Below are 12,305 nucleotides of genomic sequence, written 5' to 3'. Positions count from 1 at the left end.
GGTGGACCTCCGGGGTTAATCCAATATATGGATTAACCCCGGAGGTCCACCCATATATTGTTAACTGCGGTAATCACCATTTATTTTTACGTAATCATAGGTTAAATCACAGCCCCATGTTGTAGCTTCTGATGAAGCTAATTTCATATCTATTAAAATTTTAATTTCATCTTGTAACAAAATTTCCTTTGCTTTAGATTCATCAAAGTTTACAGAAGCACCATTTTGGCAAACGAGAATTTCACCGGCTGTACTTGCAAAAGAAACATCAACTTTTTCAGGATCAAAGTCAATATCAGAATAGCCTAATGCACAAAGGATTCTTCCCCAGTTAGCATCACTACCAAATATTGCAGCTTTAACAAGGCTTGAAGTAACTACACTTTTTGAAAGAGTTTCAGCATCTTTAATAGAATTAGCATTTTTTACAGTACATTCGATAAGTTTGGTGGCTCCTTCACCGTCCTTTGCAATCTTTTTAGATATATGAATATTTAAAGCAGTTAATGCATCTAAAAATAAATTATAATCATTATTTTTTTCAGTTATTGTTTCATTTGAGGCAAGGCCATTTGCCATTATTAAAACCATATCGTTAGTACTAGAATCACCATCAACACTTATTCTATTATAAGAAATATTAACACTTTCTTTTAATGCTTCTTTTAATAATGATGGAGAGATTGAAATATCAGTAGTTATAAAAGAAAGCATTGTAGCCATATTTGGATGAATCATACCAGAACCTTTAGCCATAGCAGCAAGTGTAATTTTTTTACCACCAATTTCAAATTGAATTCCAGCTTGTTTTTCAATTGTGTCAGTAGTCATAATAGCCATAGAGGCATTTTTGGCACCTTCAATATCACTAGATAAATTACCTACTAATTTAGGAATTCCATCTTTTATTGCATCTATATTAAGAGGAACACCTATTACTCCAGTTGAAGCAACAAGAACATCATCATTTTTAATATTTAATGCTTTAGCACAAAGTTGTGTCATTGTATTTGCTTTTGATAGACCATCATCACCATTACAAGTATTGGCATTTCCACTATTAATAATTATTGCTTGAGCTTTTTTATTAATTAAATGTTTCTTAGTTACTGTAAGTGGAGCACCTTTTACTTTATTTTTCGTATAAACACCACAAGAATTAGCTATAACATCAGAATATATTAAAGCTAAATCCTTTTTTAATAAGCTTTTTTTTAATCCACAATGAATTCCTGATGCTTTAAATCCAATAGGAGAGATCACTGTTAAGTTTTCATCTATTTTAATCATAAATTACACATCCTTTATTTAAAAGCTAGGAGCTATTAGCTTAAGACCAGTATTTTCAGGTAATCCAAGTAAAAGGTTCATGTTTTGAATAGCTTGCCCTGCAGCTCCTTTAACCATATTATCTATAACGCTAATAATTATTATTTTATTTTTTCTATAATTTTGATGAATAGAAATATGACAATTATTTGTATATTTAACGTGCTTTATTTCAGCAGTTTGGCCTAGTGGTAGTATGTGGACAAACTCTTCATTTTCATATTGTTTTTCATATATTTCGTGAATTTCTTCTAAGGTAAGTTGCGCTTTAGATTCGCAATAAATTGTAGAAAGTATTCCTCTATTTACAGGCAATAGGTGAGGAGTAAATGTTACTTCTACATTTTCATTTGCCATATATGATAGGGTTTGTTCAATTTCAGGTGTATGTCTGTGACTACCAATACTGTATGCAGCAAAATTTTCATTAGCTTCTGCAAAATGAGTTTTTAAGGAAAGTCCTCTTCCAGCGCCAGTAATTCCTGACTTTGAGTCACAAATTATATTTTTAGTATTAATTAGATTATTCTTTAATAGTGGCATAAGTCCAAGTGAAATACTTGTTGGATAACATCCAGGATTAGCAACTATATTAAATTCTTTAACTTTAGAACCATTAAACTCTGGTAGTCCATATATTCTATTCTTATGAATGTCTTTACATGTAAACTTTTTTCCATACCATTCTTCATAAGAATCTTCACATTCTAATCTAAAATCAGCCCCAAGATCTATTATCTTTTTATTTTTACTTATTGCTTCAGCTGCTATTTCTTCACTTAAACCATGAGGAAGAGCAGTAAATATAACATCACATTTATCAATAACATCACTTTTATCTTTACAAACTAGTGTTGTTTTATTGAAAAAACTTTTATATACAGAGCTTATCTCCTCATCTTTAAAAGTAGAGGAGGAGATAGCAGTAACTGTAACACTATCATGATTAAGTAAAAGTCTTAACAATTCAACTCCAACGTATCCTGTTGCCCCAATAATACCTACTTTAAACATGATAAATTCTCCTTATTTTCTTTTATAAATTTTTCTAAAATTTCTATTTGCATTTTAACTGATGAAGAGCTAGGTCCCCCAATGACACTTCTTTCTTCAACACAAGTTAATAAATCTATTGCCTTATATATATCTTCTTCAAAAATAGGAGAGAAGTTTTTAAATTCTTCCATACTTAAGTCATCTATAGCAATATCTTTATCAATACAATAAAGAACTATCTTACCTACAACTTCATGAGCATTTCTAAATGCCATACCTTTTTTAACAAGATAATCAGCAACATCAGTAGCATTTGTAAATCCACCAGATGCAGATTTTTTCATATTAGCTTTTTTTACTTTCATAGTTTTAATCATTCCATTAAAGGTTTGAAGTGAAAGAAGAGCAGTATCTAAACCATCAAATAAAGCTTCTTTATCTTCTTGCATGTCTTTATTGTAAGCTAGAGGAATACCTTTCATAACAGTAAGTAAAGTCATTAAATCACCATAAACTCTTCCCGTTTTACCTCTAACTAATTCTGCTACATCAGGGTTTTTCTTTTGAGGCATTATACTACTTCCTGTACTGTAACTATCATCAAGTTCGATAAAGTTAAACTCACCAGTACACCATAGGATAATTTCCTCTGAAAATCTTGATAAATGCATCATTATTAATGATAATGCAGATAAGGTTTCTATAGCATAGTCTCTATCTGAAACAGAATCTAAGCTATTAAGTGTTATTTTAGAAAAACCAAGCTCAGAAGCTACAAACTCTCTATCAATAGGGTATGTAGATGTAGCTAAGGCACCACTTCCAAGTGGCATTTCATCAAGTCTTTTATAGGCATCAAAAAGTCTACCTATATCTCTTTTAAACATTTCACAATATGCTAAGATGTGATGTGCAAAGGTAATTGGTTGAGCTTTTTGCATATGAGTATATCCTGGCATAATAGTATTAATATTTTCATTAGCCTTTTTAAGTAAGGTTTCATGAAGATTTAGTATCTCATTTATTAAAATTTTAATATATTTCTTTAAGTAAAGTTTAGTATCTAAAGTAACTTGATCATTTCTACTTCTACCAGTATGAAGCTTTTTGCCTTCATCACCAATATAGTAGGTTAATATACTTTCAATAAAGCTGTGAATATCTTCAGAATCTTTATCTATTTCTATAGTTCCATTGTTAATTCTTATTAATATTTCTTTTAAACCATCAACTATTTTTTTGCTATCCTCTGATGGGATAATTCCTTGCTTTCCAAGCATTTTAACGTGAGCAAGGCTTCCTTCGATATCTTCCTTATACATTCTTGAATCAATTGAAATTGAGGAGTTAAAGGTATTAACTAACTCATTAACTCCCTCAGTAAATCTTCCACCCCAAAGTTTCATTTTATTTCTCCTGTTTCTTTAAAGAATCTTTCATCTTTGCATTTACCACAGTTGGTAAACCATAAAGATTAATAAATCCTTCAGAATCCTTTTGATTATATACACCATCTTCACCGAAAGTAGCATATTCTTCACTGTATAATGAATAAGGAGATGTCATTCCGGCATTAATAATATTGCCTTTATATAGTTTAAGCTTAACTTCGCCAGTAACAGTTTCTTGAGTTTTATCAACAAAAGCTGAAAGGCTTTCTCTAAGTGGAGTGAACCATTCGCCATTATAAACTAAATCAGCAAATTTTAATGAAATTGATTGTTTAAAATGATGAGTTGCCTTATCTAAGCAAATTTCTTCTAAATCAGCATGAGCTTTATAGAGAATAGTTCCACCTGGAGTTTCATAGACACCTCTTGATTTCATACCAACAAGTCTATTTTCTACCATATCCATAATGCCAATAGCATTTTCTCCACCAATTTTATTTAATTTTTCAATTAATTTCACACCATCCATTTTTTCGCCGTTAAGAGCAACTGGTATACCTTTTTCAAAAGTTAAAGTAATATAAGTTGCTTCGTTAGGTGCATTTTCTAAGGTGTTACAAAGTTCTAATATTTTATCGTATTTAGGTTCATTTTCAGGAAATTCTAAGTCTAAGCCTTCATGACTTAAGTGCCATAAGTTTTTATCTTTACTATAGTTAGTTTCATAAGTGATTTTTATTGGGATTTCTCTATCTAAGGCATATTGAATTTCTTCTTCACGTGATTTAATATCCCAAATTCTCCAAGGTGCTATAATTGGCATTTCAGGTGCAAAGTTTTTAACTGCAAGTTCAAAACGAACTTGGTCATTTCCTTTACCAGTACAACCATGACAAATTGCATCAGCCCCTTCTTTTTTTGCAATTTCTACAAGTCTTTTTCCTATTAAAGGTCTAGCAAAAGAAGTTCCTAATAGATATTTACCTTCGTATACAGCTCCAGCTTGAAGTGTAGGGAAGATATAATCGTAAACAAATTCCTTTGTTAAATCTTCAATATAAATTTTTGATGCACCAGTTTTTAATGCCTTTTCCTCTAATCCTTCTAGCTCATCAGTTTGTCCAACGTTACCAACTACTGCGATAACTTCGCAACCATAAGTTTCTTTAAGCCATGAAATTATAATTGATGTATCTAAACCTCCTGAATAAGCTAAGACTACTTTATTAAATTTTTTCATATATAAAAGCCCCCTTTAAATTAGTTAGGAGTTAGTAGGGTGAAATTATTAGTTTAGTAAAAACTCAGAGACAAGTTTATTTCAAATTTGCCTCTAAACTTATAATGTATAACGTAACGCTACTGACTACCTATTATTTCTATAATTTGGTATAATTACTTTATGTTTATAATTATACAAAACTATGTATAAATATTCAATAGTTAATTTAAAATTTGTATAAAATAACAATGTTTAGTATATAAGGCAAGGCGAATGAGTGTGCTAAGCAAATAGATAAAAATGTTTATGCAAAAATAAAGTGATTTATGCATAAATATAATTGAGAATGTAAAAATGTAAGCAAAAGAAATTATATCTTTTGCTTACTGTTTTAAAAAATGTTTTCCATTTTGGGAACTTGGAGTTCTTTCATGTGTTCAGTACTATATTTTAATAAATGAAGAGAGGCTTCAGCTTCGCTAGAATCATCTTTTTCAATATATACAGTTAATTTTAAAGCTTCATTTAACATTACGTCATAATCTACATGATTTATATAGATGGCAGCAATCTTACCTTTATCTTGAATTAGATTAAAAATTTCCATAGCATTTTCAAAATTTTCTTCTTTAGTAGAATAATTTAAGCTTTCTTCCATTTCATCACACATTTCTATAACGTCAGAGCAAAGATTTTTAAAGCTTATATCGGTATAAGTTAGAAAGCCTAATAATAATACAAATAGAAAAATAGAAAATAATGAGTTTTTCATTTTTTAGCTCCTTTGTCTTTTTCGTTTTTATCATATAATTGATAAAAAAATTCTCCTTGAGTATCAATCATGGCAATTAAAACATCTTTAATTGAATCAATATGATATTTTTTTAATTCATGTTCAATCCAATTTTTATTTTTACCGCTAGTAGTAAGGGCGTTTTTATTAACGTGACCATCTAATACATAAATTATAGGTAGTTTAGGTGGTTTAGTAGAATTATTATTGTCAGAACTATTAGAAGAAGTAGAGCTAGCAGAGTTACTTTTTTTATTATTTTTAGAAGAACTTTCGCTTCCAGAAGCATTACTATTAGTATTTTGACTACAACTAGAGTTACTTTGAGAAGATGGTGAATTTGGGCTTCCTGATGATAAAGGTTGTGTACTAGAGTCACAAGAAGTATTACAAGAACCACCACTACTACTTTGAGAGGTTAAAAATGATAGTTGACCATTATTTTCTAAAATAGCATATTGAATTTCATTTAAATCAAAATAGCCCGCAAGCCTAAGTTCTTCCATAAGTTCATCTAAATTAATTTGTTGTCTTTTTAGAGCTTGGTAGTTTATTTTACCTTTACAAACTAGAATACAAGGTTCACCTTCTAATATTTTTCTAGTAAACTGACTTTTAAGTTGTAATTGAGTTAGTATTGTTTTAATAAACAATAAAGTAATAATTGGAATAATACCAAGAATTAAAGGCAGTCTAGTATCTTGCATTGGAAGAGCTGCTAAGTCAGATATCATTATTGTTATAACAAATTCATATGGTTGTAATTCTCCAATTTGTCTCTTACCCATTAATCTCATTACAAGTATCACTAGGAAATATAAAAAAATAGTTCTTATTAGAACAATAAACATAATTAAATCACCTCTAATAAAAGTATTTGTATAAAAAATACTTTTATTCTAACTGAGAGTCTAAATTTTATATTTGGTTACTCGAAGTTACTCATTCGACGTTAGGAGAAGGAGTTTCCTTTGAAAGAATAATATTAGTCTAAATTTTATATTTGGTTATTCGAAGTTGCCTGAAACTCCAAATTTAAATTTGGCAAGTTGAAGGTACACTTTAGTGTACTCAGCAATTGAAGGGAGTCGAGTTTCCTTTGAAAATAATAATAAAAGGTCAAATTTTACGATAAAATAATAGAATAATTTTTAGAACAGTATATAATAAGAGTATAAAGAATTAATTAAAAAAAACTTATAATGAAACAAAATTTCGCACTAATTTTTATAATATGATTTTTAAATTAAGCAATGGTATTATAAGGGTTTAGAAGGGTGGAGTAAGGATGAAAGAAAATTTTAATTTAGTAAACAATAAAAATGAATCCATTGAGAACGATTATACTAGAACACTACAATTTATCTTTATTAAAGCTACATTGGATTTGTTTCCTGATGCTAAAATAACAATTCAACATAGTGTTGGTAAGGGGATATTTGGTGAAGTATTTAAAAATAGAGATCTTAATGAAAAGGATATCGAAGATATAAAAGCAAAAATGCAAGAATTAATAGATAAGGATTTACCTATTAATAAAATTAAGGTATCAAAGGAATATGCTATTAATATTTTTAAATCTTATAATATGGATGATAAGGTACTTTTATTAGAGCAAGTAGATTTTAAAACGGTTAATTTATATGAATTAGATGGAAGATACGATTATTTTTATGGGCATATGACTAAAAGAACAAGTGATATAAAAGCCTTTGATTTAATTTATTATGAAAATGGATTTATATTAAGAAGACCAAATGATTATAAAAATTTTACACTAACAGAATTTGTAGAGCAAAGAAAAATGAGTAAAATATTTAGAGAAACTGAAAAATGGTTAGATATTTTAGATGTTGGAAATGTTGGAGCACTTAATAATAAGATTGATAAAGGCGAATTAATTAATTTAGTAATGATTTCTGAAGCTTTACATGAAAAGAAAATTGCTGAAATAGCAGATAAAATTAATTTAAGGAATGAAGTTAAATTAATATTAATAGCAGGGCCAAGTTCTTCGGGAAAAACAACATTTGCTAATAGATTAGGAATTCAGTTAAGAGTTAATGGTATTACACCAGTACCAATATCTTTAGATGATTATTTTGTAAATAGAGACAAAACACCAATAGATGAAAATGGAGAATATGATTTTGAAACTATTGGCTCAGTAGATATAGAATTATTTAATAAGCATTTAAATTTAATATTACAAGGTGAAGAAGTTGAAATACCAGAATTCAACTTTATAAAAGGAGAGAGAGAATGGGTAGGTAAAAAAGTTAAATTGCCTACAAATGGAGTTATTATAGTAGAAGGAATTCATGGATTAAATCCTATATTAACTTCTCATATTGACGAAAAGTATAAGTTTAGAATATATATTTCAGCGTTAACTCAATTAAATTTAGATAATCATAATAGAATAACTACTACAGATGTAAGAAAGGTTAGGAGAATTGTAAGAGACCAATTATCAAGAGGTCATGGTGCCGAAGATACTTTGAAAATGTGGCATAAAATAAAGAGAGGCGAGCAAAAAAATATTTTTGTTTATCAAGAAGAAGCAGATGTAATGTTTAATTCTACTTTAGTTTATGAACTATGTGTATTAAAGAAATATGCACTTCAAGAGCTTGATAAAATTAAAGAAGATAGTGTAGTTTATGATGAAGCTAAAAGATTAAAGGGATTATTAAACTTTTTTAGAGAAATTGATAAAGATATAGTTCCACAAAATTCAATTTTAAGAGAATTTATTGGAGGAAGCATTTTTTATAAATACTAAAATATTTATTTTAAGAGAACTATGAAATTTTAAATTAGAATTTATATAATTGATTCTGTAAAGTTTGCTAAAGTTTTTAAACTTGTTATAACTGAAATAGTAAAAATTTTCAGCACTAACTTTACTCAATCAATTATTAAATTCTAGAGAAATGAGTAGAAAACTATATTTTTTATATTAAAAACTACTGATAGAGAAAAATTAAGCTTAATGAATAGTTTAGTTATTTAACATAAGAAATTTGGAGGTTACATAATGAAAAGTGTAGGAGTTTTTGACATATTAGGACCTATAATGGTTGGGCCATCATCATCTCATACAGCAGGAGCTGCAAGACTTGGAAAAGTTGCAAGAGCTGTAGCTGGTGCTGATATAGAGGATGTAACATTTTATTTACATGGATCATTTGCTAAAACATATAAAGGTCATGGAACAGATAGAGCTTTAGTGGCTGGAATATTAGGGATGGAGCCAAGTGATTTAAGACTTAGAAATTCTTTAGATATAGCTAGAGAAATGGGATTAAAAATAAGGTTCAGAGAAGCAGATTTAGGTGATGTTCATCCTAATACTGTTAAATTTGTTATAAAGGGAAGAGAAGGTATATATGAGCTTATAGGTTCATCTATTGGAGGAGGAAGTATAGAGGTTACTTCTGTTAATGGAAATTCAGTTAATTTCACTGGAGCTTATCCTACTATTATTGTTTCAAATAGAGATGTTCCAGGTGTATTATCTAAAGTAGCATCAATACTTTATGATAATGATATAAATATTGCCTTTATGAAAGTATTTAGGAATCAAAAGGGTAGAGATGCGACAATGGTATTTGAGGTTGATCATGAGGTGACATCAGAAATAATAGGTAATGTTAAAGCTATTGAAGGTATAAATAAAGTAATAATGATTAATCCAATTAAGGACGGTGAATAGTATGTTAGCAAGATCAGGTGAAGAGTTATTAAGAATATGTGAGGAAGAAAATATATCATTAAGTGAATATGCAATAAGAGTTGAAATGGAAGATAAGGGGCTATCTAGAGAAGAAGTATACGAAAAGATGGCTAAGAATTTAAAGGTAATGAAAGATGGAGCTACTGAAGGTAGAGAGAAGGAAGTATATTCATTAAGTGGTCTTATTGGTGGAGATGGATATAAAATTCAAAAGTATTTAGAAAAAGGAGATACTTTAACTGGAGATGTAACAGTAAAAGCTATGGCCATGGCATTATCATCATCAGAAGTTAATGCTGGAATGGGAAGAATAGTAGCATGTCCAACAGCAGGATCTTGTGGGATATTACCGGCTGTAATTTTATCAGCAGGTGAGAAGTTAGGAAAAACAGATGAAGAACTTATAGATGGATTATTTGCTTCAGCAGCAGTAGGTATGATAATTGGAATGAATGCTACACTTTCAGGAGCAGAAGGTGGATGTCAAGCAGAATGTGGTTCAGCAGCAGCTATGGGATCGGCAGCAGTTGTTGAAATGATGGGTGGAACTCCTAAAATGAGTTTAGATGCAGCTGCTATAGTTATTAAAAATGTACTTGGTCTTGTTTGTGACCCAGTAGCAGGATTAGTTGAAATCCCATGTGCAAAGAGAAATGCAGCGGGAGCTATAAGTGCACTTTGTACAGCGGATATGGTTATGGCTGGGGTAGGTAGCAAAATACCATTTGATGATACTGTATCAGCTATGTATAAGGTGGGAAAGAGTCTTCCATCAGCACTTAGAGAAACAGCCATGGGGGGAGTAGCTGTAACAAAAGCGGGACTTCAATTACGTAAGAAGGTCTTTGGAGAAGAATAGAAAAATATTGCTCACATTGTAGATTTTGTCGAATATTATATTGGTAGGCAAGGGTTGCACTATAGATAATAAAGTGAGGAAGTGCTATGAGGCTTAATGGAGAGTCTATAAAATATATATTAGACTTGCAAAAGAGTATGCTACCTCTTATTTATTGTTGTGCTAATAATGAAAGATTGAGAATTTTAGAAACTACAATTAATCATTATAATGGTAGATTAAGTTATAAAGATAGCAAGCAGTATAAAGAGCTTGATTTAATAAATACATTACTGATTTTTTTGGATGAAATAAATTCAGAAGGTGTATTAGATATAGAAAAATCTTTAATATCCATGAATAAGAGAGAGATAGTATTATTAGAAGCCAATGGAATAGATTCGATAATTAACAAAAGAAATTTGGCATTAAGTATTCTAAATAGATATAATATTAATGTTATTAAAGGAACAAAGAGCGAAGTAGAAACTTTGATAAAATTTCAAGAGAGTGATGAAGATAATAGTAAAAATCATGAGAATGACAAATTCAAATTTAGAAATTTTTCAAAGAAGAATAATAGTATAATAATTATAAAAAGTGATAATTATTATATAACTGATGGATACAGCGAATTTATTATAAAAAATAATATTAATTATTTATATGATAAAGATATATTAGATGATATATATACAGGAATGATAGCTGTTAGTATTGGAGTATGCAAAAATAAAAGTGAAATAGTTCAGGCTATATTAATTGCAACAATAGCTTTTTATATTGGAGAACAAAGAGCTATAAATAATCTTAAAATTAGCAAAAGTATAAAAAGTAAGGATATAGAAGCCTATATATTGAATGAAATATATAAAATTGATATAGATAAAATAAAATCATATGGAGATATATATTATTCCTTTAAAAGAGGCTAAATATAAAAAGAGCACAAATGTGCTCTTTTTATATTTAAAGGAATTAAGCTTTGTTGATTGATCCGAATAATTCCATTTTTTCTTTAACTGTAGCTTTGATAGCTTCGAATCCAGGATTTAATAATTTTCTTGGGTCAAATCCTTTTCCTTCTTTATCTTTTCCAGCTTCAATGTAAGCTCTTGTAGCTTCTTGGAATGCTAATTGACATTCAGTATTAACGTTGATCTTAGAAACTCCTAAAGATATAGCTTTCTTGATCATTTCTTCTGGAATTCCAGTACCACCGTGTAATACTAATGGCATGTTTCCACAAGCGTTATTGATTTCTTCTAAAGCATCAAAAGCAAGTCCTTGCCAGTTTGATGGGTATTTTCCGTGAATGTTTCCGATACCAGCAGCTAACATAGTAACTCCTAAATCAGCTATTGATTTACATTCTTGAGCATCAGCAACTTCACCTTTACCAACAACTCCGTCTTCTTCTCCACCGATTGATCCAACTTCTGCTTCTAAAGATAATCCTTTTTCAGAAGTAACTTTAACTAATTCAGTAGTTTTTTCGATGTTTTCAGCGATTGGATAGTGAGATCCATCAAACATAACTGATGAGAATCCAGCTTCCATAGCTTTGTAGCATCCTTCATAGCTACCGTGGTCTAAGTGTAGAGCAACTGGTACAGTTATGTTTAATTCTTCTAACATACCGTTAACCATTCCTACGATAGTTTTGTATCCGCACATATATTTTCCAGCACCTTCAGATACTCCTAAGATTACTGGTGAGTTATTTTCTTGTGCAGTTAATAAAATAGCTTTAGTCCATTCTAAGTTGTTGATGTTGAATTGACCAACAGCGTATTTTCCTTCTCTTGCTTTGTTTAACATTTCTTTAGCTGAAACTAACATGGCAATACCTCCGTACATTTTAAAATATTATAGAGAATTCATTAAGTTTTACTTAATGTTATAAAATTAACAATTATGTATATCAATTTATTCTCCATTGGTTATTATACCTTAAAATAATAAGAATGAAAACAAAAAAATAAGTAAATTAACTT

Annotated in this window: 10 protein-coding genes and 2 pseudogenes; 4 read left to right on the top strand and 8 right to left on the bottom strand. The window is 29.5% G+C overall.

Annotation, left to right across the window (positions count from 1 at the left end; all coding sequences use genetic code 11):
* Window positions 1-60 precede the first annotated feature (60 nt).
* The 7 genes and pseudogenes from argJ to Q0G30_RS10665 form a co-directional block, all read right to left on the bottom strand.
* Window positions 61-1,290, bottom strand: coding sequence for a bifunctional ornithine acetyltransferase/N-acetylglutamate synthase (gene argJ, locus Q0G30_RS10690; protein ID WP_294389638.1), 1,230 nt, complete (start codon window positions 1,288-1,290; stop codon window positions 61-63).
* A gap of 18 nt (window positions 1,291-1,308) precedes the next feature.
* Entirely contained in the window at window positions 1,309-2,343 is a 1,035-nt protein-coding gene (argC, locus tag Q0G30_RS10685) for an N-acetyl-gamma-glutamyl-phosphate reductase (protein ID WP_294389635.1), read from the bottom strand.
* Window positions 2,331-3,731: an argininosuccinate lyase gene (gene argH / locus Q0G30_RS10680; protein WP_294389633.1), complete on the bottom strand. Its 1,401-nt coding sequence runs from the start codon at window positions 3,729-3,731 to the stop codon at window positions 2,331-2,333. The genes argC and argH overlap by 13 nt, the downstream gene beginning before the upstream one ends.
* Window position 3,732: 1 nt before the next feature.
* A complete protein-coding gene (locus Q0G30_RS10675) occupies window positions 3,733-4,956 on the bottom strand; it encodes an argininosuccinate synthase (RefSeq protein ID WP_294389630.1) in 1,224 nt (407 codons plus the stop codon).
* 373 nt (window positions 4,957-5,329) lie between these two features.
* Window positions 5,330-5,710 (bottom strand): DUF4363 family protein, encoded by a 381-nt coding sequence (locus Q0G30_RS10670; RefSeq protein ID WP_195468328.1) that lies wholly within the window; start codon window positions 5,708-5,710, stop codon window positions 5,330-5,332.
* Window positions 5,707-5,940: pseudogene (locus tag Q0G30_RS14425) on the bottom strand (YetF domain-containing protein); the annotation flags it as partial. The pseudogene Q0G30_RS14425 and the gene Q0G30_RS10670, both read right to left, overlap by 4 nt.
* Before the next feature lie 210 nt (window positions 5,941-6,150).
* Window positions 6,151-6,582: pseudogene (locus Q0G30_RS10665) on the bottom strand (YetF domain-containing protein); the annotation flags it as partial.
* Between the two features lie 437 nt (window positions 6,583-7,019).
* Between Q0G30_RS10665 and Q0G30_RS10660 the strand changes: the two are divergent.
* The 4 genes from Q0G30_RS10660 to Q0G30_RS10645 all read left to right on the top strand — a co-directional run bounded on the left by Q0G30_RS10660 (window position 7,020) and on the right by Q0G30_RS10645 (window position 11,243).
* Entirely contained in the window at window positions 7,020-8,516 is a 1,497-nt protein-coding gene (locus tag Q0G30_RS10660) for a nucleoside kinase (protein ID WP_294389627.1), read from the top strand.
* A 255-nt stretch (window positions 8,517-8,771) separates the two neighbouring features.
* A complete protein-coding gene (sdaAB, locus tag Q0G30_RS10655) occupies window positions 8,772-9,449 on the top strand; it encodes an L-serine ammonia-lyase, iron-sulfur-dependent subunit beta (protein ID WP_294389624.1) in 678 nt (225 codons plus the stop codon).
* A gap of 1 nt (window position 9,450) precedes the next feature.
* On the top strand, window positions 9,451-10,329 hold the full coding sequence (gene sdaAA, locus Q0G30_RS10650) for an L-serine ammonia-lyase, iron-sulfur-dependent, subunit alpha (protein ID WP_294389620.1): 879 nt from the start codon (window positions 9,451-9,453) through the stop codon (window positions 10,327-10,329).
* 86 nt (window positions 10,330-10,415) lie between these two features.
* Window positions 10,416-11,243, top strand: a complete 828-nt coding sequence (locus Q0G30_RS10645) for a hydroxyethylthiazole kinase (RefSeq protein ID WP_294389612.1) — start codon at window positions 10,416-10,418, stop codon at window positions 11,241-11,243.
* A gap of 43 nt (window positions 11,244-11,286) precedes the next feature.
* Here the strand turns inward: Q0G30_RS10645 and fba are convergent, their stop codons facing one another.
* Window positions 11,287-12,150 (bottom strand): class II fructose-1,6-bisphosphate aldolase, encoded by an 864-nt coding sequence (fba, locus tag Q0G30_RS10640; protein WP_294389609.1) that lies wholly within the window; start codon window positions 12,148-12,150, stop codon window positions 11,287-11,289.
* Window positions 12,151-12,305 lie beyond the last annotated feature (155 nt).

Origin of the sequence: uncultured Clostridium sp. (assembly GCF_934754925.1) — a bacterium.
Classification (GTDB): Bacteria; Bacillota; Clostridia; order Clostridiales; family Clostridiaceae; genus Clostridium.
The sequence above is the reverse complement of the archived record's forward strand: the minus strand, read 5'-3'. Positions and strand labels throughout refer to the sequence as shown.